Annotated in this window: 18 protein-coding genes; 9 read left to right on the top strand and 9 right to left on the bottom strand. The window is 60.0% G+C overall.

Annotated features, from left to right (window positions below):
* Nucleotides 1-71 precede the first annotated feature (71 nt).
* From FEU76_RS06520 to hexR, 3 genes are all read right to left on the bottom strand, one after another.
* Nucleotides 72-1,160 (bottom strand): TRAP transporter substrate-binding protein, encoded by a 1,089-nt coding sequence (locus FEU76_RS06520; RefSeq protein WP_039178865.1) that lies wholly within the window; start codon nucleotides 1,158-1,160, stop codon nucleotides 72-74.
* Between the two features lie 125 nt (nucleotides 1,161-1,285).
* Nucleotides 1,286-3,484: a DNA helicase II gene (gene uvrD / locus FEU76_RS06515; protein WP_144981451.1), complete on the bottom strand. Its 2,199-nt coding sequence runs from the start codon at nucleotides 3,482-3,484 to the stop codon at nucleotides 1,286-1,288.
* A gap of 115 nt (nucleotides 3,485-3,599) precedes the next feature.
* Complete coding sequence (gene hexR / locus FEU76_RS06510) at nucleotides 3,600-4,454, bottom strand: transcriptional regulator HexR (RefSeq protein ID WP_016915472.1); 855 nt, start codon at nucleotides 4,452-4,454, stop codon at nucleotides 3,600-3,602.
* 253 nt (nucleotides 4,455-4,707) lie between these two features.
* On the opposite strand from hexR, the gene FEU76_RS06505 reads away from it, so the two are divergent.
* The gene (locus FEU76_RS06505; protein ID WP_016915471.1) at nucleotides 4,708-4,926 is read left to right on the top strand and encodes a PA3496 family putative envelope integrity protein; all 219 of its coding nucleotides are present in this window, start codon (nucleotides 4,708-4,710) and stop codon (nucleotides 4,924-4,926) included.
* Between the two features lie 94 nt (nucleotides 4,927-5,020).
* Here the strand turns inward: FEU76_RS06505 and FEU76_RS06500 are convergent, their stop codons facing one another.
* The gene (locus tag FEU76_RS06500) at nucleotides 5,021-6,364 is read right to left on the bottom strand and encodes a sodium-dependent transporter (RefSeq protein ID WP_039178859.1); all 1,344 of its coding nucleotides are present in this window, start codon (nucleotides 6,362-6,364) and stop codon (nucleotides 5,021-5,023) included.
* Nucleotides 6,365-6,519: 155 nt separating this feature from the next.
* A complete protein-coding gene (locus FEU76_RS06495) occupies nucleotides 6,520-7,374 on the bottom strand; it encodes a DUF72 domain-containing protein (protein ID WP_096921794.1) in 855 nt (284 codons plus the stop codon).
* A gap of 181 nt (nucleotides 7,375-7,555) precedes the next feature.
* On the opposite strand from FEU76_RS06495, the gene napE reads away from it, so the two are divergent.
* The 7 genes from napE (at nucleotide 7,556) to aroQ (ending at nucleotide 12,843) form a co-directional block, all read left to right on the top strand.
* Nucleotides 7,556-7,738 (top strand): periplasmic nitrate reductase, NapE protein, encoded by a 183-nt coding sequence (gene napE, locus FEU76_RS06490; protein ID WP_058577687.1) that lies wholly within the window; start codon nucleotides 7,556-7,558, stop codon nucleotides 7,736-7,738.
* An 88-nt stretch (nucleotides 7,739-7,826) separates the two neighbouring features.
* On the top strand, nucleotides 7,827-8,342 hold the full coding sequence (gene napF / locus FEU76_RS06485; RefSeq protein ID WP_058577688.1) for a ferredoxin-type protein NapF: 516 nt from the start codon (nucleotides 7,827-7,829) through the stop codon (nucleotides 8,340-8,342).
* On the top strand, nucleotides 8,335-8,622 hold the full coding sequence (locus FEU76_RS06480) for a chaperone NapD (protein WP_096921795.1): 288 nt from the start codon (nucleotides 8,335-8,337) through the stop codon (nucleotides 8,620-8,622). Before napF ends, FEU76_RS06480 begins: the two co-directional genes overlap by 8 nt.
* The gene (gene napA / locus FEU76_RS06475) at nucleotides 8,619-11,123 is read left to right on the top strand and encodes a nitrate reductase catalytic subunit NapA (protein WP_096921796.1); all 2,505 of its coding nucleotides are present in this window, start codon (nucleotides 8,619-8,621) and stop codon (nucleotides 11,121-11,123) included. The genes FEU76_RS06480 and napA overlap by 4 nt, the downstream gene beginning before the upstream one ends.
* A gap of 20 nt (nucleotides 11,124-11,143) precedes the next feature.
* A complete protein-coding gene (locus FEU76_RS06470; protein WP_062359248.1) occupies nucleotides 11,144-11,629 on the top strand; it encodes a nitrate reductase cytochrome c-type subunit in 486 nt (161 codons plus the stop codon).
* Nucleotides 11,626-12,288 carry a NapC/NirT family cytochrome c gene (locus FEU76_RS06465; protein WP_062359247.1) on the top strand — a complete coding sequence of 221 codons (663 nt, stop codon included), beginning with the start codon at nucleotides 11,626-11,628 and terminating at the stop codon, nucleotides 12,286-12,288. The genes FEU76_RS06470 and FEU76_RS06465 overlap by 4 nt, the downstream gene beginning before the upstream one ends.
* Before the next feature lie 120 nt (nucleotides 12,289-12,408).
* Nucleotides 12,409-12,843 (top strand): type II 3-dehydroquinate dehydratase, encoded by a 435-nt coding sequence (gene aroQ, locus FEU76_RS06460; protein ID WP_096921797.1) that lies wholly within the window; start codon nucleotides 12,409-12,411, stop codon nucleotides 12,841-12,843.
* 74 nt (nucleotides 12,844-12,917) lie between these two features.
* Here the strand turns inward: aroQ and FEU76_RS06455 are convergent, their stop codons facing one another.
* The 4 genes from FEU76_RS06455 to hemC are packed head-to-tail and all read right to left on the bottom strand — an operon-like array spanning nucleotide 12,918 to nucleotide 17,305.
* A complete protein-coding gene (locus FEU76_RS06455; RefSeq protein ID WP_096921798.1) occupies nucleotides 12,918-14,183 on the bottom strand; it encodes a heme biosynthesis HemY N-terminal domain-containing protein in 1,266 nt (421 codons plus the stop codon).
* Entirely contained in the window at nucleotides 14,180-15,568 is a 1,389-nt protein-coding gene (locus tag FEU76_RS06450; RefSeq protein WP_222114787.1) for a uroporphyrinogen-III C-methyltransferase, read from the bottom strand. Before FEU76_RS06450 ends, FEU76_RS06455 begins: the two co-directional genes overlap by 4 nt.
* Before the next feature lie 43 nt (nucleotides 15,569-15,611).
* Nucleotides 15,612-16,364 (bottom strand): uroporphyrinogen-III synthase, encoded by a 753-nt coding sequence (locus tag FEU76_RS06440; RefSeq protein WP_039178847.1) that lies wholly within the window; start codon nucleotides 16,362-16,364, stop codon nucleotides 15,612-15,614.
* Nucleotides 16,361-17,305 (bottom strand): hydroxymethylbilane synthase, encoded by a 945-nt coding sequence (hemC, locus tag FEU76_RS06435; protein ID WP_039178844.1) that lies wholly within the window; start codon nucleotides 17,303-17,305, stop codon nucleotides 16,361-16,363. Before hemC ends, FEU76_RS06440 begins: the two co-directional genes overlap by 4 nt.
* Before the next feature lie 135 nt (nucleotides 17,306-17,440).
* Between hemC and FEU76_RS06430 the strand changes: the two genes are divergently transcribed.
* Nucleotides 17,441-19,885: a sensor domain-containing protein gene (locus tag FEU76_RS06430; protein ID WP_096921799.1), complete on the top strand. Its 2,445-nt coding sequence runs from the start codon at nucleotides 17,441-17,443 to the stop codon at nucleotides 19,883-19,885.
* The last annotated feature ends 39 nt before the right edge of the window (nucleotides 19,886-19,924 follow it).

Genomic DNA, 19,924 nt, shown 5'->3' with positions numbered 1-19,924 from the left:
ATGACACCGTCGTCATAACAAAGTCGTCATAACAAAAAGGGCGCCGAGGCGCCCTTTTGAGTCGAAGGTGATCAGGCACCCACGCTGTCGCGGCTCTTCAGGTAGGCATACTCGCCTACGTCACTGAAGGGGCGCAGCACGCTCTGGAAGGCCGAGTAGGATTCCCACACGCGACGCGACTCTTCATCGCCATCGACCTGGCGCTGAATGGCTTCTTTGGAGGACTCGTACAGCGCGGCCATGACGTCATCCGGGAAGGTGCGCAGCTGCACGCCGTGCTCGTCGACCAGCGTCTCGAGCGCCTGGGCGTTGCGGTAGGCGAACTCGCTGATCATGGCCAGGTTGGACGCACGTGCCGCTTCGCGAATCACGTCCTGCAGGTCTTCCGGCAGGGCATTCCAGGCGTCCAGGTTGACGGTGCCTTCCAGCACCGCCGTGGGCTCGTTCCATACCGACGTGTAGTAGTAGTCGGCCACCTGATGCAGGCCGAAGGCCATGTCGTTGTAGGGGCCTACCCAGTCGGCGGCATCCAGAACACCGGTTTGCAGCGAAGTGAAGATTTCGGAGCCCGGCATGTTCACGGTGGTGACACCGATACCGTTCATGGCTTCACCGGCCAGGCCTGGCAGGCGCAGGCGAATGCCCTGCATGTCGGCCAGCGAATTGATCTCTTTCTTGAACCAGCCCGCCATCTGAGTGCCGGTGTTGCCGACGGCAAAGGGCTTGAGGTTGTGGTTGGCGTAGATCTCGTCCCACAGCTCCTGGCCACCGCCATGGTACAACCAGGCATTCATTTCGGTGGTGTTCATGCCAAACGGCACCGCCGTGAAGAACTGGGCGGCGGCCACTTTGCCACGCCAGTAGTAAGAGGCGGAGTGGCCCATCTCGGCGGTGCCGGCGGCCACGGCATCGAAGACTTCCAGCGCAGGCACCAGCTCGCCCGCGCCATGGACCCGAATACGCATACGGCCGTTGGAAAGCTCTTCCACACGGCGAGCAAAGTCATTGGCGCCGGTGCCCAGAGCCGGGAAATTCTTGGGCCATGAAGTCACCATGTCCCAGGTATAGGTTTCATTGGCGCTGGCAGTCGATACGAACGGTGCAGCAGCGACACCGGCGGCACCCAGGCCGGCGGTTTTCAGGAATTGACGGCGTTGCATGGCGGGCATGACTCCGAAATTATTGGATGTTTTTTATAAGCGCAGTGAGCGCAGTGTCCGCCTGTCAGTATGCGCCAAGCAGGTTTTATTGGGCAAGTACCCAGTCCTGCTGGCGGGTCAACGGGTTACATGGGAGTGAGCTTGGCAAACCCGAGTACCAGCCACTTCACGCCTTCGCCGTCAAAGCTCACCTGAACCCGCGCCCGAGCGCCTTCGCCTTCGGCGTTCAGAATGATGCCTTCGCCGAACACCGGGTGGCCCACCCGCTGGCCGACATGCAGGGAGGGCAGGTCGCCGTCGCTTTCGATGCTGGATTGGGCAAAGCTGGGCCGTGACGCGGTCACGGGGCGCGAGACATGGCCGCGCAGACGCACTTCTTCCAGCAGATGAGGCGGTAGCTCACGGAGAAACCGGGACGGGCGTGGGAACACCTCTTTGCCGTGCAGGCGGCGAGTCTCGGCGTGGGTCAGGTAGAGCTTCTGCATGGCGCGCGTCACGCCCACGTAGCACAGGCGGCGCTCCTCCTCCAGGCGGCCTGGCTCCTCCACGGACATCTTGTGGGGAAACAGCCCCTCTTCCACCCCGGCAATGAACACCACCGGAAACTCCAGCCCCTTGGCCGAGTGCAGGGTCATCAGCTGCACGCTGTCTTCGAACTCCTCGGCTTCATGGTCGCCTGCGTTGAGGGCGGCTTCCGAAAGGAAGGCTTCCAGCGCGGCCATGCCTTCTCCGGCTTCCGGGGTCTCGAAGGCATCGCCATGGGTAAAGGCCCGGGCCGCGTTGACCAGCTCTTCCAGGTTCTCGACCCGAGCCTGGCCTTTTTCACCGCGCTCGCTTTGATGGTGTTCGATCAGCCCGGTGCGTGCCGTGACGTGGTCGATGATCTCGTGGAGCGGCAGCCCGGACGTGTCGTTGTCCAGCTGCTCGATCAGGTTGGTAAAGGCCTGCACGGCGTTGCCTGCACGGCCTCTCAAGGTGCCATCCTGAAGGGTGTCGTGCAGCGCCTGCCACAGCGACACGCTCTGCTCACGGGCGTGATGGCGGACGATTTCCACGGTGCGCGTGCCGATGCCACGGGTGGGCACGTTGATGACGCGCTCCAGGGAGGCATCGTCATCACGGTTGAGCAGCAAGCGCAGGTAGGCCAAGGCGTTCTTGATTTCCAGCCGCTCATAAAAGCGGTGGCCGCCGTAGATACGATAGGGCATGCCTTGGCGAATCAGTGTCTCTTCCAGCAGGCGCGACTGGGCGTTGGAGCGGTAGAGGATGGCCACGTCCCGGCGGTTGAAGCCGTCGTTGACCTTCTCCTTGATGGTATCGACGATATAGCGGGCTTCCTCGAGGTCGTTGAACCCCGCATACACCGAGATAGGCTCGCCTTCGGCGCCATCGGTCCATAGGTTCTTGCCGAGGCGCTCGCTGTTGTGGCTGATCAGCGTATTGGCCGCTTCCAGAATCGCGCTGGTGGAGCGGTAGTTCTGCTCCAGGCGCACGGTATGGGTGTTGGGAAACTCTTCTTCGAAGCGGCGAATGTTCTCGACCTTGGCGCCCCGCCAGCCGTAAATGGACTGGTCGTCATCGCCCACGGCGGTCATCGGGGTCTGCTGGCCGGTGAGCAGTTTGAGCCAGGCGTACTGAAGGGTGTTGGTATCCTGAAACTCGTCCACCAGCACATGGCCAAAGCGCTCGCGATAGTGGTTCAGGAGCGGCGGGTTGTCGCGCAACAGCTCCAGGCTGCGCAGCAGCAGCTCACCGAAATCCACCAGCCCGCCTCGCTCGCAGGTGAACTGGTAGCGCTCGTAGAGCTCGACCATCTGAGCGAGGTACGCATCGCCATTGACGTTCACTTGATGGGGTCGCAGGCCCTCTTCCTTGCAACCAGAAATGAACCCCTGCACCTGGCGTGGCGGGAAGCGCTCATCGTCAATCGAGTAATCTTTCAGCAGCCGCTTGATCAGCCGCAGCTGGTCATCGGAGTCGATGATCTGAAAGTGCTGGGGCAGTCGAGCATCCTGCCAATGGGTGCGCAGCAGCCGGTGCGAGATCGAGTGAAAGGTACCCACCCAGACATGGCGCATGGAGATGCCCAGCAAGGCTTCCAGACGCGTGCGCATCTCGCGGGCGGCCTTGTTGGTAAACGTGACGGCCAGCAGGGCATAAGGGGAAAGCCCTTCGGCCTGCATCAGCCAGGCAATGCGGTGGACCAGCACACGCGTTTTGCCGGAACCGGCGCCGGCCAGTACCAGAAGGTTGCCCTGGGGCGCACTGACGGCTTCCCGCTGGGCCGGGTTGAGATGATCGAGTATCGCCGTGACGTCGTCCATATAAGCCGCTGCCGGTTCAAAAAAGGGGCGACCAGTCTAGCACAGCCAGCACACTGGCTGTGCATACAGCGTGTCTTCAGGACGCTGGCTCAGGACTCTTTCTCTGAACCGTTGCTCAGGACTCTTCCGGGTAACGCAGCGTGGTCAGGCTCTTCTTCACCGCTTTCAGCTGCTCGGCCAGTTTGGGGCCCCGGGTCTTGGCCACGCCCACCGCCAGCACGTCGATCAGCACCAGGTGGGCAATACGCGAGCTGAGCGGGGTGTAGATCTCGGTGTCTTCGTGCACGTCGATGAACAGCGGCAGGCTCACCTCCTGGGCCAGCGGCGATTCGCTGGGACACAGGCCGATCACTGTAGCGCCTGCTTCGCGGGCCAGGCGAACGCTGGCCACCAGCGCCCGGGTACGGCCTGTCTGCGAGATGGCGACCACCACGTCGCCCTCCTGCAGGGTCACCGCCGACATGTTCTGCATGTGCGGGTCGGCGTAGGCAGAGGTCGAGATCTGCAGGCGGAAAAACTTGTGCTGGGCATCGAAGGCCACCGCGCCGGAGGCGCCAAAGCCGTAGAACTCGACGCGATTGGCCATGGCCAGTGCATTGACGGCCTTGCCCAGCGCATCGTTATCGAGCCGGTCGCGCACCGACAGCAGCGTGCCCACGGTGGAGTCGAAAATGCTGTGGGAGAATTCGGCCACCGAGTCGCTGTCGTTCATCGAGAACTGCGCGAACTGGCTTCCGCTGGCCAGCATCTGGGCCAGCTGCAGCTTGAAATCCTGAAAGCCGTTGCAGCCCAGCGCACGGCAGAAGCGCACCACCGTAGGCTCGCTCACCTTTGCTTCGGTGGCCAGGTCCACGATGCGCATGTGAATGACTTCATCGGGGTTGCGCAGCACGAACCGCGCGACCTTTTGTTCGGAGCGACGGAAATGCTCCATGCGGCGTCTCATTTCATCGAACAGGGCGCGGCTCACGTTCAGCTCCTTAAATTCTTGATCGTGCTTGTGCGGCCATAAAGAGGCCACAGTATGCCTGAGTGTTGCATCGGGGGCAGCGTCCTTCACGAGAGTACTGCCGTTTAAAAGGCGTTAACCCATTTCTTCAAGAATCGTCATCATTTTGTCAAGTAGGTTATAGTAAGAAGTGACGTGCCGCACTGCATCATTTAAAAATCAGTCGTCACGGATGCAGGTGGACGTAGGCAACTCACCTGGAGGAGCGTCGATTATGAGAAACGTCGAACGAATGACCTCGGTAAAAAGCGAATTGCTCGATATATTCATGAGTATGGAGGTCGATGAGCATGCCCAACGTCGGCGCAGCGCCGCCCAACGTAGCCTGAGAGCGCGTCGGGGCATCGAGCTGCACCGGGAATTCCAGAAGCTGTCACGGGATATCGCTCCCTTGCCAGACGATGACGACCCGCAAGAGAGCGAACTGCACTAGCCAGCCGAAGAAGAGGCTGGTGAAGGAAGGCGAGAAAGCGTTACGCCACGGTAACGCCTTCTCTATTGGGTAAGCTTGCCGACCCAGCGGCGAGTTAGAACAGGCCTGCCAGAAAAACCACCGTGACCCCGATGGGGGCGACGTATTTGGCCAGCAGGTTCCACAGGCTGTAGTCGTAGACATCCAGCCTCAGCTCCTTGCGCGCTTCTTCTTTATCCAGGCAGAAGGCGAAGAACACAATCGCACCCAGGCCGGTCAATGGCAGCAGGATCTTGCTGGTGAAGGTATCCAGCAGGTCGAAGATGTTCAGCCCAAAGAACAGCACGTCTGCCCATACGTTGAACGACAGCAGCGCCGCGACACCCAGAGCCCATACCGCCACGCCGCTGACCAGTGTGGCCACGATACGTGACATCGACGTGCGCTCTTCGAGAGTTTCCACCACCGGTTCCAGCAGTGAAATGGCCGACGTCAGGGCGGCAAAGGTCAGCAGCAGGAAGAACATCAGGCCCAGAATGGTGCCGCCGGTCATGTTGCCAAACGCCAGGGGCAGGGTGACAAAGATCAGGCCGGGGCCTTCGCCGGCACTCAGGCCGTTGGCAAAGACGATGGGGAAGATGGCCAGGCCCGCCAGCAGGGCGATGGCGGTATCCAGCAGGATGACCGTCCGTGCGGTGCTGATCAGGTTGACGTCTTCGCCCAGATACGACCCGTAGGCCATCATGATCCCCATGCCCAGCGACAGCGTGAAGAATGCCTGGCCCATGGCCGCCAGTACGACACCGCCATCGAGAGCATCCCAGTCAGGGCTGAACATGAAGCTCAGGGCTTCACCAAAGTAGCCGCTGGCCATGCCGTATCCCACCAGCACCAGCATCAACACCACCAGAGCAGGCATCATGGTGCGCGCTGCGCTTTCCAGGCCTTTGGTGACCCCGCGTGCCACGATACCGACGACCAATACCATGAACGCCGTATGCCACAGCAGCAGGGCCGAGGGGCTGCCCAGCATGCCGCTGAAGATGTCGCCAATGCTGTCGGCATCCAGACCGTTGAAGCTACCGAGCACCGAGCCCAGCGTATAGTTCAGCGACCAGCCGCCGATGACGCTGTAGAACGAGAGAATCAGAAAGGCAGCCAAGACGCCGCTGACCCCCACCAGCGCCCACGCTTTCGAGCGGCCGTGGTTGGCGGCCAGTTCGGCCATGGTGTTGATGGGGTTCTTCTGGCCGCGACGGCCAATCATCCACTCGGCGACCAGAATGGGCAGGCCGACCAGTGCGACGCAGGCCAGGTAGACCAGTACGAAGGCGGCGCCACCGCTGTCGCCCACCATGTACGAGAAACGCCAGATATTGCCCAGGCCAACGGCGGAACCCGCAGCCGCCAGCACGAAGCCCATGCGTGACGACCACTGTGCATGTGCAAGTTTTGCCATAAATCACCTATGTGAAGTTCGATTGTAATGAGTCGTTGTCGGCGCACTGCACCGATTTTCGGAAATAGAAAGATTGCCAGCGTGCTTTTCCGAAAGAACGCGCAATTTATCCGATCATAGGGGGGCTTGCCAGTCAGCTCGTCTAAAAAGAGGCCTTAGAATAGCTGGCTCTGCTTTTCGTCAGCAAAAGGCTCGAGAGCCGGTAGTGAAATGCGCCGTTGGAGGGCGTGGTACAGGTGTCGAGCCATCTCTGGCGACGCTCGGTTATCGGCTGTATGCACAAATAAGAAAGGGCTTTTCCCCTGACTTATCCACAGGGCGAGGCGGTCTACCCACGGCTCGAAGTAGCGAGTATTGATGGCTTTGTCAATATGGCCAATGAAGCGAATGATCGGTTGCTCTGCCGTGGAAAGCACGTGTAGCGGGAGTTTCGGCTTTTCCTGCTGAGCGTGAGCGAGACCTGCATGGCCATTGGCAGGGGTCGAGAACACGGGGCGCACATCGAGCATCACACGGTTGGCGCCATAAGTTATCAACAATTGGTTGAAGGCTTTCTCCTCCTCACCCTTGTGGAAAAAAACAGGGTGGCGCACCTCCACGGCGCAGGGCAGATGCGCTGGCCAGTGGGCGAGCAATGCTTCGAGTTTAGGTAACTCTGAGGGGCCGAAATCACGCGGTAGTTGGACCATGGTTGGACCAAGCCGGTCATGGAGCGGCGTCAGTGCCTCTATAAACTCCCAGGCAGACGCTAAACTGCCGAGGCGCTGGTCATGCGTCACGCTCGCCGGCAGTTTGAAGCAAAAGCGAAAGTGCGCTGGGGCTTGGCGGGCCCAAGCAGCGATGGTGTCGGATTTGGGTGCACCGCTGTAAAACGTCGTATTGCCCTCGACGCTGGAAAACACTGCCGCGTAGTCGCTCAGCAGGTCGGTTTTGGCCTGGCGCGGGTAGAGGCTGCCCTGCCAATCCTGATTGGCCCACATGGGCAAGCCAACATAAAGCGGAAGCGTCATAAGGGGTGAATCTGCATAAGGAAGGCCTTCGTGGGTATTAAGTTAGTACCAAACGATATAGTGACGAACTTGGAAAAATTGATCTAGATCAAGTGACAAATCAGGCTTAGTTGCTACGCTCTAAATATAACTATTTTAATACACATCTACAGCGGTGTGTTCTTCCCCTGTGGAGTTATCTATGTCAAAAAAATCTCATCCAATAATAGAAGAGGAAGCGCCCCTCAAGCGTCAAGAACGAGGGCTTTTTCTGTTTATTGTCGTGTTGCTCTTTCCCATTTTGGCCGTAGCGGTGGTGGGGGGCTATGGCTTTTTGGTGTGGATGTATCAAATGTTTGCAGGCCCCCCTGGCCCGCCGCTATAGCAGTGTCACAAGCTTCTATCTGATCACTTTAAAGGTGTTAACCGCTGCTAAATAAAGCGGTTAACATTCTTTTAACGCAGGAATGCTCATGACGCGCACGGATAACAATAATAATCGGCGCAATCTTTTTCGCCGCTTGTCAGGGCGTGATGATGTGCGTCGGCCGCCCTGGAGCAGAGCTTCCTTTCTCGACCTGTGCACCGGCTGCAACGCCTGTATTGATGCGTGCCCGGAAGGCATTTTGAGCCGCGGTGGCGGTGGCTACCCTGAACTTAGCTTTGCCCAAGAGGGCTGCTCGCTGTGTGGTGATTGCGCCACGGTATGCGAGCCACAGGCGATACAGCCAGCCGATAGCATTAGCGAAGCCTTTCCTTGGCACGCCGAAGTGCAGCCGCACTGCTTGGCACTGGCCGGCATTCATTGCCAAAGCTGCCAGGACGCCTGTGAATGGAGCGCAATCCGCTTTCCGCTGAAACCCGGTGGCCGGCCGCCGCAACCCGATATTCATCTAGAAAGCTGCACCGGCTGCGGTGCCTGCTACTCCGCCTGCCCTAATCAGGCGATTTCACTATTAACAAAAGAAAAAGATACCGCTTATGTCTGATCAACTGCTGCACATTATTAGCTTTATCGTTCATGTGCGGCCCGACGCGCTGACACAGACGACGGCGTGGATTACCCAAAATACCGTTGGGGAAGTAAGGGGAGAAGACGCGGCCGGAAAGCTTGTGGTGGTCGCTGAACATACCGACGAACAACAGCTATTGGCTTTAATGGATCACGTACGCGAGCAGCCTGGCGTTATTGACGCTGCGTTTGTTTATCACGAAGTTGTCGATGCCCAGGCTGCAGATGAGCCGCACGTACAGGAGGGGGAACAATGAAACTAACACGCCGAGAATTTGTAAAGGCGAATGCCGCGGCGGTGGCTGCTGCCACGGCAGGGATGTCGATTCCCGCAGGTGCCAGCAATCTCATTACCCATGCGGATATGAACCGCCTGCAGTGGGATAAAGCCCCGTGCCGCTTTTGCGGCACCGGCTGCAGCGTCATGGTAGGCACCTATGAAGGCCAAATCGTGGCGACCCACGGCGACAACCAGTCCGAAGTTAACCGGGGGCTTAACTGCGTTAAAGGCTACTTTCTTTCCAAAATTCTTTACGGAGAGGATCGCTTAACCCAGCCGCTGCTGCGTAAGCGAAACGGCCAATACGCGAAAGATGGCGATTTCGAGCCGGTCTCCTGGGATGAAGCGCTCGACCTTATGGCGGAAAAAATCACCAGCGCCATTCGTGAACATGGCCCAGAGAGCGTCGCGCTGTTTGGCTCTGGCCAGTGGACGATCTGGGAAGGCTACGCGGCCAGCAAGCTATTTAAAGCCGGGCTGCGCTCGAACAATATCGACCCCAACGCCCGCCACTGTATGGCCTCAGCGGTGTATGGTTTTATGCGCACTTTCGGCTCGGATGAGCCCATGGGCGTGTATGACGATATCGAACACGCGGATGCCTTTGTGCTGTGGGGCTCTAACATGGCCGAAATGCACCCGGTGCTCTGGACCCGCGTTACCGACCGGCGGCTTTCCTTCCCAGACACAAAGGTCGCCGTGCTGTCGACCTTCGAGCATCGCAGCTTTGAGTTGGCCGATATACCCATGGTCATGTCGCCTCATGCGGATATCGTGATCCTTAACTACATCGCCAACCATATTATTCAGACCGGCCGGGTAAACCAGTCATTTGTTGATAAGCATGTCAACTTTGCCCGGGGTGCTGATGACATCGGCTACGGCCTGCGCGACGAGCACCCGCTGCAACAGGCAGCGGAGAACGCCGATGATGCCAACAGCTGGACGGACATGAGCTTTGAAGCGTTCGCGGACTATGTCGCGCCCTACACCTTAGAGCGGGCAGCGCGGGAATCCGGCGTCTCTGAAAACCATCTTGAGGCGCTGGCAGAACTGTATGCCGACCCCGATAAAAAGGTGATGACCTTCTGGACCATGGGGGTTAATCAGCATACCCGCGGGGTGTGGGTTAATAACCTGATTTATAACCTCCACCTGCTGACCGGCAAAATTTCCGAGCCGGGTAACAGTCCTTTCTCGCTCACCGGGCAGCCTTCTGCCTGCGGCACGGCGCGGGAAGTGGGTACCTTCGCCCACCGCCTGCCCGCCGACCGCGTGGTTACTAATCCTGACCATCGCCGCGATGCGGAGAAAATCTGGAAGCTGCCCGAAGGCACCATTCCTTCATGGGTGGGCTTTGATGCAGTGGCCCAAAGCCGCCGCCTTAAAGACGGTGACATCAAGGTTTACTGGACCCAGGTGACGAATAATATGCAGGCGGGTGCCAACGTCATGCAGGAAATTCTGCCCGGCTGGCGTAACCCTGAAGCCTTTGTGGTGGTCTCCGACATCTACCCCACCGTTTCAGCCCAGTCGGCGGATTTGATTTTGCCTGCAGCGTCCTGGGTGGAAAAAGAAGGGGCTTTTGGTAACTCCGAGCGGCGCACCCAGTTTTTCCATCAGCTGGTCAATGCCCCTGGCGAAGCGCGTTCAGACTTATGGCAGACCGTGGCGCTTTCCCAGCGCATCCGCGTGGCTGACGTATGGCCCGAGGAGTTGTTGGCAGCCGCCCCAGAGATGCGCGACAAAACCCTGTTTGATTTACTGTTCGCCAATGGCCAGGTTGACCAGTTCCCCACCTCCGACATGGAAGAGGGCTACGCCAACGCCGAGGCAGACGATTTCGGCTTCTATATCCAAAAAGGGTTGTTTGAAGAGTACGCCCGCTTTGGCCGCGGCAAAGGCAAGGATTTGGATAACTTTGATGCGTACCACGCCAGCCGTGGCAAGCGCTGGCCGGTGGTGGATGGCCAGGAAACCCTATGGCGCTACCGAGAGGGGCTTGACCCCTATGTAGAGCCAGGCAGCGGCTGGCAGTTCTACGGTAAGCCCGACAATCGCGCGTTAATTTTCGCCGTACCGGCCGAGCCACCCCCCGAGGCACCTGACGCCGACTTCCCTTATTGGCTCTGCACCGGGCGCGTGTTGGAGCATTGGCACACCGGCTCCATGACCCGCCGCGTGCCAGAGCTGCACCGGGCAGTGCCTGCCGCGCTGTTGTATATGCACCCAGAAGATGCCCGAGCCGAAGGGTTCCGGCGGGGAAGCGAGGTTAAAGTGGCCAGCCGGCGTGGCGATGTGAACCTGCGGGTAGAAACCCGAGGGCGGGTTAAGCCGCCCCGCGGCTTGGTGTACGTGCCCTTTTTTGATGCCTCCTACTTGATCAATAAGGTCACGCTGGATGCAACTGATCCCATTTCCAAACAGACCGATTTCAAGAAGTGCGCGGTGCGCCTTGATCTCGTCAATCTGGCGTAAACAGACTAAGGAGAACAATCATGAAATGGCTTTTTCCTCTCTGTTTATTCATGGCTTTGCTGGGAAGCACGGTCAGTGCAGATGAAACACGCGATGCCTCGGCTCCGGATGGCTTACGCCCTGGTGGCACCATTAGCCAGACTCAGCCCGCAGCGCCTATCGCCGGCGAGCCGCGTGATAGCGGCCGTGAAGTGCGCAATTACCCAGAGCAACCGCCGGTGATTCCGCACTCAATTCGCGATTATCAAGTCGATATGCGCGTTAACCAGTGCTTAAACTGCCATAGCCGTGAACAGGCCGTCAGCGCGGGCGCGCCTATGGTGAGCATTACCCACTTTATGGATCGCCATAAGCAGGTGTTGGCCGCCGTATCGCCGGACCGTTACTTCTGCACCCAGTGCCACGTGCCTAAAACCGATGCCGAACCGCTGGTTCCCAATCGCTTTCAGTCCGTGGAAGAGGTAATGACCGAGGCGCTACGTGAGCGCCAGGAGGGTGGGCAATGAAACGCTTTTTCACCCGCTACTGGCGTATTTTAAGCCGCCCGAGTGTTCACTACAGCCTAGGGTTTTTAACCCTAGGCGGTTTTATCGCCGGCATTATCTTCTGGGGCGGTTTTAACACGGCCATGGAAGTAACCAACACCGAGCAGTTTTGCACCTCCTGCCATGAAATGGAGCGCAACCCGATGCAGGAGCTCAAAACCACCATTCACTACTCCAACCGTTCTGGAGTGCGGGCGACCTGCTCAGATTGCCACGTTCCCCACAGCTGGACGCATAAAGTGGCGCGCAAAATGGAGGCCTCTAAAGAAGTATGGGGCTGGGTGTTTGGCTCTATTCGCACCGAAGAGCAGTTTGAGGCAAAGCGCCGCCAGCTTGCCGAACGTGAATGGTCGCGGCTACAGGCCAATGACTCGCTAGAGTGCCGTAACTGCCACGAATTTGACTCGATGGATTTTACCCAGCAAAGCACGCGTGCCGCCCGTGCCCACTCCACCAACCTTGCTTCGGGTGAGTCGACCTGTATCGATTGCCACAAAGGCATCGCCCACGAGCTGCCGGATATGAGCCCCCGTATAGGTGCCGCCACGTTAGGCATGTCTGATATCGTTTCCTGGGCTGCGCATTTAGAGCTAGAAAGCGGTGTCTACGCCGAGCAGTAGCGGCTTTTTACCCAGCGCCAGCACGCCTCGCTTGAACGGGCGCTGGCGCAGTGCGCGGGTTAAGTGATAGAACAGGCAGTATCGTTAATTCATACGCCAACGTGCTGGGTGGAAAAGAGAATGAGTCAGGGAAAAGTAGTGGTGCTTCATGGCCCTAATCTAAATTTGCTGGGCACTCGCCAGCCCGAAATATACGGGTACGAAACGTTAGACGACGTGAATAACATGCTGCGAGAGAAAGCAGTGATGGCAGATTGGGACATCACCTGCTTTCAAAGTAATCATGAAGGCGCTTTGATTGATGCTATTCACGCCGCCCGCCTTGATGGCACCCAAGCGATTATTATCAACCCAGCCGCCTATACGCATACCTCAGTGGCCATTCTTGATGCCCTCAATGCCTTTGATGGCAAAGTGATTGAAGTGCACTTATCGAATGTGCACAAACGCGAAGCCTTTCGGCACCACTCCTATGTATCGCTACGCGCCGATGGCGTGATTGCGGGGTTGGGCGTGCAAGGCTATCGTGCCGCGCTAGAAGCTGTACTTGTCTAGCGAGTAGCAAAATACGTTAACGATAAAAAGGGTGCCGGTTGGGCACCCTTTTCGGTGGTAGCTTTTTAACAGCGTTAAGCGCTTTTCTTAACCGCTTTGTTTGGCTCACTTTGCTTGCTGTCATTGGCATCGCTTGGTTGCGGAAGCGAAGGCAGTGACTTAGCCAGCATATCCACGCTGTGCCGGTAGTAGAGCTGGCTCTTGTTGTGCTCGCCCAGGCTGGCGTACAGGCGTGCAAGCTCGGCACAGACCTCACCGTTCGGGCGCTGGCGCTGGCTGGCCTCGAAATACTCAAGCGCCTTTTCCCACTGGCCAACCCGCAGTGACAGGCGGCCACAGGCCAGCAGCAGTTCCGGGTCGTTGGGGCGCTCTTGCAGCCATTTCTGCGCCTTGGCCAGCTGGCGCGCGGCGTCGACGTTCAGCAGGCCATAGCGCTTGACCAGGCGTGCATCCCAGTGATGATCCAGGGAGTGATTGAGCAGCCGCTCGGCAATCGGTTCTTCGTTGGATTGCAGCAGGGCTTCGGTGTAGAGCACGATCAGCTCGGTATTGCCGCGCAGGTAGTCGGGCATATCCGCCCACAGCCCGCGAACCCGTTCGATATTGGACGGGTTCTTGGCTTCGAACAGAATCAGCTCCCGGTAGGCCTTGAACTCCAGCTGCTCGCGCTCTTGCTGGCTAATCAGCTTCTGCGCGGCCAGGCGTGGAATGAGGCGACGCAGCCCTTCCCAGTCGTTGACGCTCAAATGCACCTGCTTGAGCAGTTTCAGCACCTGAGGGTGGTTGGAGAGCTGCTTGTCCAGTCGGTTGAGGATCGCCAGCGCTTCTTCGGGCTGTTGGCGGTCGATCATCAGCTGGGCCTGCATCAGGCCAATGGCGGTGTCGGCGCCGTCGGTGGTGAGCTGCGCCTGATTCAAGTGCTCCTGAGATTTCTCGTGGTAGCCCTGATAGTGGGCCGCTAGGGCGGCTGCCAGGTAGTTCACCAGCGGGGTGCTGGAGTCATCGGCAGCGCGTACCAAGGTCTTCTCGGCTTTTTTCCAGCGGCCTTCGGTGAGCGCCACCAGCCCGTGCACGGTGCGCTTCATGGCGCGGCGGTTGCGGGCGCGGCTATTCCAGGTACGGAAGCGACCAACCGGGCGAATAATGCCGGTAAGCAGGCGTAGCGCGAAGTGCAGCACAATAAAGGCACCCAGCAGCAGCACCAGACCAAACCAGAACGAGGTTTGAACCGAGGTGTCGCCCACTCGAATCAGCCAGTAACCGGGCACTGACATCATCAGGTGCCCAAACAGTGCGCCAACCGCGAGGCCTGCAACGATCAGCAGGATAAGTTTTCTCATGCATCACCTCCGCCCTGGCGGCGCGACTCGAAGCGATTGTCGATGAAGCTGGCCAGTGCCTGCTGGGAAGCACTAATGTCCGGCAGCTCGGGCTTGACCTGAACCTGCTTGAGCTCCTGCAGACGCGCGATGACGCTCTGAGTCTCTTCGCGCTCGGTGGCGTAGTAGCCATTCAGCAGTTCCAGCGCCTTGTCGAGGCTGGCTTCATACAGCTCCTGTTCCTCTTGCAGCAGGGCCAGCTGCGATTGCTCCAGCACCAGGCGCAGGCTTTGACGCAGATAGGACTCTTGTTCCGGTGTGATCAGCGTTTCGAGGGCTTCATCGTGATGACGAATCACTACCAGATCTTTCAGCTCTTCACCGAAACGAGCCAGCTGGCGCTGGAAGGTGCCGGTCGGGGGCTGTTCGATCCCTGAGTTCACGGCACGCTCTTCGATCTCCTGGGAGAGCCGCAGGCCTGAAATGCGCTCCTGCTGCGCGTTGAGCGCCAGATAGATGCCGGTACGGTCGACACGGGGCACGGCATCCAGCGCGGCCAGCTCGCTGGCGATTTCACGGCGCACGGAAGTGAGTGCCGGGTTGTCGGCATCGACCAGGCGAGCATCGGCAGTGCGCAGCAGGGCTGCGGCACCATCCACATCGCCTTCGAGCTGCAGACGTTGGTTCGCCAGACGCAGCAGGTAGGCGGCTTCGGCGTGTAGCCAGTCGCGCTCGTCGGTTTCCTGCTCTTGTGACAGTTGGGCCAGCACCTCATCCAGCGTGCTGTTGACGTCGCTGCGATAGCTGTCCAGCTCGCTGCGCAGTTCGTCCATGGTGCTGTCCAGCGCCTGACTGCGTTCGGCTTCACCAGACTCGAAGCGTGCTTCCAGGTCGCTGACCGAGGCTTGTGTGGCGCTGTCCTGGGCCTGTTGGGCCAGCTCGTCGATGCGCTGCTGCTGGCTATCCAGGCGCTGCCAGCCTTGCCAGGCAACGATACCCAGGGCGAGTGCCAGGATAACCACCAGCGCAATGGCAATGCCGCCACCCTTTCCGTTGCCGCCACCGTTGACGGTGGGCGGCGGCGTGGGCTTCGCGCCGCCGCCTGCTGGAGCAGGCCCGCTATGCTTTGCAGGCTTCTCATCTGCCGGCTTGGCGGTGGGTTTGGTGCTGGCAACGTTCTCTTTGGCGGGGTCGACCGCAGCGCTTGCCGTAGGGGCCGCTGTCGTGTTGCTGGTGTTTTTATGCCGACGCCGTGAACGGCTGTTCTTGGCGGCATAAGACGAAGAGCCGTTGGGGCCCGTGTCTTGGGGCGCGGTCGCTGAGGCGTCACCAGCAGGAGTGCCGCCCTTGGATGCATCGGTAGACGCGTGGTTGACGCCTTCCTGATCAGTTGGTTGTTTGCTCATCTGTCGCTAGCCCTTATTAAGTTCCTTGATCGACATCGGCACCCTAGGGGTTGCAGGACCGATCCAACGCGGCCACCAGCGCAGCCGGCGTTGCTCCCGACGCCACCTTGAGGTCACAAAAACCCAGTCTACCGGCCAGTGTAGCTAAACGGTGACTGGAAACGATTAGCGGTTGGTTCAACGCAGCTGGACCACACCATTTTGCCAGATATTCAAGTAGTTCGCCGCTGGTGACGATTAACGCTCGGTAATGGCCGTTTGCCAGACACTGCTGCATGGCCGCCGAGGGCGGCTGGTATAGCCGACGATAGACGGCCAGCCGAGTGACGCAGGCGCCCCGCTCGGCCAGCGTATCCGCGAGCAGGGTACGGCCCCCTTCTCCAGCGACCAGCAGCACCCGCTGATGGTCCAGTCGGGCCAGCGAGGCCAGCGACAGGAGTGCTTCGCTGGTGTCTTCTCCTCGCTGAGGCGAGGGAACACGCACCCGTACGCCAAGCTGGTCATGCAGCGCGCTGGCAGTGCTGCGGCCCACGCTGTAGTAATCGATGCCAGTCGGCAACTGCGGCCAGTAGCGATCCAGCGCTTCACTCAAACAGTAAGCGGCAAAGGGGCTGACGACTACTATCTTATGGTACTGATCGATATCCAGCCAGATTTGACGCTGCGCGGCATCTTCCGCCAGTGCTTCCAGACGCATGACGTCCAGGGGCAGTACCTCCCACCCCTGCTCGCCCAGCGCCTGGGCCAGGGCGTCGCCGCGGTCACCGGGGCGACAAATCAGCACCGGTAGCGTCATACGTCGCTGCCGTAGACCTCGGCCAGGATGTCACCAGCCCCTTGGTCCAGCAGCTCCTCGGCGATACGAATGCCCAGTGCCTCCGGTTCGTGGATGGAGCCTCGCCCCTCGGCGCGCAGTACTTCGGTGCCCTCCGGGTTGCCCACCAGGCCACGTAGCCAGAGCGTGTCATTGGCCTTGTCCAGTACGGCATGGCCCGCGATGGGCACTTGGCAGCCACCTTCCAGGCGGGTATTCATGGCGCGCTCGGCGCGCACGCGGGTGGCAGTGTCCGGATCGTCCAGCGGGGCCAGGAGCGCGATCAGGTCGGGGTCGTGCAGGCGGCATTCGATGCCCAGCGCCCCCTGGCCGCAGGCAGGCAAGCATACTTCCGGCGGCAGCGCTTGGGCGATCCGGGCGTCCAGCCCCAGGCGCTGCAAACCTGAGGTCGCCAGGATGATGGCCTCGAACTCGCCGTCGTCCAGCTTGGCCAGCCGGGTCTGCACGTTACCGCGCAGGTTGAGAATCTGCAGGTCGGGGCGCGCTTCCCGGAGCTGCAGGCCCCGGCGCAGGCTGGCGGTACCAATGCGAGCGCCTTCCGGCAGCGCTTCGACGCTGGCGTAATGGTTCGAAACGAAAGCGTCGGTCGGGTCGGCACCTTCCAGAATGACCGACAGCCCCAGCCCCTCGGGGAAGTGCATCGGCACGTCCTTCATGGAGTGCACGGCGATATCGGCGCGGCCATCCAGCATGGCATCCTCGAGCTCCTTGACGAACAGCCCTTTGCCGCCAATCTTGGAAAGCGGTGTGTCGAGGATCTTGTCGCCCTTGGTGGACAGCGGAACAAGCTCGACCTCCAGGCCTTCGTGGGCCGCCATCAGGCGGTCGCGAACATACTCGGCTTGCCACATGGCCAACTGGCTTTTTCGCGTGGCAATGCGCAATTTCGTGATGGGTAACACGTTATTCTCCCTTTGCCGCTGACACGGCGCGTCGAACTGTGATAATTCTCATCATAAAGCACCCGGCCACACAGTAAAAATAACCGGTCCATTTAAGACCCGCGCGCGATGCGCCCAACCCTGCCAGGAATCCTAATGTCAGTCGATGAACCGCAAGGCAAGCTAGACCAGTTCTTCCTGCTTTCCCAGGACTTGTTCTGCTGCATCGACTTTGCGGGCAAGCTGCTCAGCGTCAACCCGCGCTTCGAGACCTTGCTGGGGTATGACGCTGCCGCGCTGCTGGGCAGGCCTTGTGGTGTCGTGGTGGAGCCCCGAGACCACCCGGCCATCGAAGATGCCCTGGCGCGGCTATGCCGTGGCGAGAAGATCGAGGCGTTTGCGGTCTGCGCATTGACCGCCGATGGTCGTCGCGTATGGATCGAGGTGACCGCCTCTACCGGTGACCAGGTGATCTATGTGATTGCGCGAGATATCACCCAGCGCAAGGCGGTAGAGAAGCAGCTGCGGCGCAATCAGCGCCTGTTCAGGATTGCTGGGGAAACCGCCCATATCGGCGGTTGGTACATGGACATTGCCGCTGGGGTGCCGATCTGGTCAGAAGAGGTGTGTCGCCTCCACGGCATGCCCGTGGGCTATCAGCCGACCCTGGTCGAAGCCTTGGGTTTTTACGAGGCGCGTTCCCAGGAGCGCATCCGGGCGGCGTTTACGGCTTGCTGCGAACAGGGCGTGAGTTTCGACGAAGAGCTCGAGATCGTCACCCAGCACCATCAGCGCCGCTGGGTCAGGGTGATTGGGCGCGCCGTGCGTGATGAGCTGGGGCAGATTATCCAGGTGCAGGGGTCCACTCAGGACATTACCCAGCGCAAGGCCACCGAGCGTCAACTGACCCTGCTGGAGCGCAGCGTGGAGTCCAGCACCAACGGCGTGGTGATCGTCGATGCGCAGCAGCCGGACCTGCCGATGGTCTACGTGAATGCCGCCTTCGAGCGCATCACCGGTTACTCCAGGGATGCGGCCCTGGGGCGCAACTGTCGCTTCCTGCAGGGCGAAGAGACGGACTCGACAACGCTGGCGCTGTTACGCAAGGGCATTCAGGCACAGCGGGACGTGCACGTGGTGATCCGCAACTATCGCCGCAACGGCGCGCCATTCTGGAACGATCTGTACATTTCCCCCGTGCGAGACGACGACGGCGTGGTGACCCATTTCATCGGCGCTCAGAACGACATTACCGCTCAGCGTGAATATCAGGCCCAGTTGAGCCACAACGCCAATCACGATGCGCTGACGGGGCTGCCCAACCGGCTGCTGCTGGATCAGCGGCTGGCCCAGGGGTGCCTGCTGGCCAAACGTTACCACCGTTACCTGGCCGTGCTGTTCATCGACCTCGATGACTTCAAGCCCATTAACGACACCCTGGGCCACGAGGTGGGCGACTTCATGCTCCTGGAGGTGGCCAAGCGCCTGGAGGAGGAGCTGCGGCCCTGGGATACCGTGGCGCGTTTTGGCGGCGACGAATTCATCGTGCTGTTGCCGGACCTTGCCCATGAGCACGATGTGCTGCAGGTGGTCGAGCGGCTGCTGGCCCGAGTATCGGCTCCTTATTGGTATCGCGGCAGCGAGCTGCGCATGACCGCCAGCATCGGTATTGCCACCGACGACGGCACCATCAAGGAGCCGCGCCAGCTGGTGCAGCAGGCGGACCTGGCCATGTACAAGGCGAAGCGACGTGGACGCAACACCTTCCAGTGGTACACCGACGAGCTGAACCGCAAGGTGACCGAGCGCGTCAACCTGCGGCATGCCTTGCAGCAAGCCATCGAGCAGCACCAGTTCGAACTCCATTACCAGCCGCAGATCGATCACCGTGGGCGAGTGGCGGGGGTCGAAGCGCTGATTCGCTGGCATCACCCGGTGCGCGGCAATATCCCGCCTACCCAGTTCATCAGCCTGGCCGAAGACACGGGCCAGATCATTCCGATCAGCGAGTGGGTGCTGGCCACCGCATGCCGCGATGCGCTGGAACTCAATGCGCTGAACGACACCCCAATCACCGTGGCCATCAACGTCTCGCCCATGCAGTTTCAGCGCCCGGGTTTTCTCACCTCGCTGGAGCAGGTGCTGGCCGACAGTGGTCTGGCACCCGCGCTGCTGGAGCTTGAGCTGACCGAAGGGGTGTTGATGGACAGTGCCGAATCGACCATTCAGGCCCTGCAGGCCATCCGGCGGCTGGGCGTGCACATTGCGCTGGATGATTTTGGCACCGGGTTCTCCAGCCTCAGCTACCTCAAACGCCTGCCGATCAACAAGCTGAAGGTGGATCGCTCCTTTGTACGCGACGTTGCCAACGATACTCGCGATGCCGCCATCGTCGAGGGGGTGGTGACCATGGCCGACAAGCTTGGCCTGGAAGTGCTGGTCGAGGGCGTGGAAACGGCCGAACAGTTTGCCTACCTCCGCCAGCTCCAGTGCGATTATTTTCAGGGCTACTACTTCGCGCGCCCGATGAGCCTGACGGCGCTGAAAGACTTCCTGCGCACGCCCTTGGCCTCCCTGGATGCCTCTGTCGAACGGCCGTGAAGGTGAGGGCTGCCGAGCACACTGAGCAGAGTGCTAAAA

The sequence above is a fragment of the Halomonas sp. C22 genome (assembly GCF_007655045.1).
Classification (GTDB): domain Bacteria; phylum Pseudomonadota; class Gammaproteobacteria; order Pseudomonadales; family Halomonadaceae; genus Vreelandella; species Vreelandella hamiltonii.
This window is presented reverse-complemented; position numbering and strand designations above follow the sequence as displayed.

Coding starts and splice junctions, on each gene's coding strand:
- FEU76_RS06520 (WP_039178865.1), bottom strand. CDS start 1,160: ATGCAACGCCGTCAATTCCTGAAAACCGCCGGCCTGGGTGCCGCCGGT.
- uvrD (WP_144981451.1), bottom strand. CDS start 3,484: ATGGACGACGTCACGGCGATACTCGATCATCTCAACCCGGCCCAGCGG.
- FEU76_RS06505 (WP_016915471.1), top strand. CDS start 4,708: ATGAGAAACGTCGAACGAATGACCTCGGTAAAAAGCGAATTGCTCGAT.
- FEU76_RS06500 (WP_039178859.1), bottom strand. CDS start 6,364: ATGGCAAAACTTGCACATGCACAGTGGTCGTCACGCATGGGCTTCGTG.
- FEU76_RS06495 (WP_096921794.1), bottom strand. CDS start 7,374: ATGACGCTTCCGCTTTATGTTGGCTTGCCCATGTGGGCCAATCAGGAT.
- napE (WP_058577687.1), top strand. CDS start 7,556: ATGTCAAAAAAATCTCATCCAATAATAGAAGAGGAAGCGCCCCTCAAG.
- napF (WP_058577688.1), top strand. CDS start 7,827: ATGACGCGCACGGATAACAATAATAATCGGCGCAATCTTTTTCGCCGC.
- FEU76_RS06480 (WP_096921795.1), top strand. CDS start 8,335: ATGTCTGATCAACTGCTGCACATTATTAGCTTTATCGTTCATGTGCGG.
- napA (WP_096921796.1), top strand. CDS start 8,619: ATGAAACTAACACGCCGAGAATTTGTAAAGGCGAATGCCGCGGCGGTG.
- FEU76_RS06470 (WP_062359248.1), top strand. CDS start 11,144: ATGAAATGGCTTTTTCCTCTCTGTTTATTCATGGCTTTGCTGGGAAGC.
- FEU76_RS06465 (WP_062359247.1), top strand. CDS start 11,626: ATGAAACGCTTTTTCACCCGCTACTGGCGTATTTTAAGCCGCCCGAGT.
- aroQ (WP_096921797.1), top strand. CDS start 12,409: ATGAGTCAGGGAAAAGTAGTGGTGCTTCATGGCCCTAATCTAAATTTG.
- FEU76_RS06455 (WP_096921798.1), bottom strand. CDS start 14,183: ATGAGAAAACTTATCCTGCTGATCGTTGCAGGCCTCGCGGTTGGCGCA.
- FEU76_RS06450 (WP_222114787.1), bottom strand. CDS start 15,568: ATGAGCAAACAACCAACTGATCAGGAAGGCGTCAACCACGCGTCTACC.
- FEU76_RS06440 (WP_039178847.1), bottom strand. CDS start 16,364: ATGACGCTACCGGTGCTGATTTGTCGCCCCGGTGACCGCGGCGACGCC.
- FEU76_RS06430 (WP_096921799.1), top strand. CDS start 17,441: ATGTCAGTCGATGAACCGCAAGGCAAGCTAGACCAGTTCTTCCTGCTT.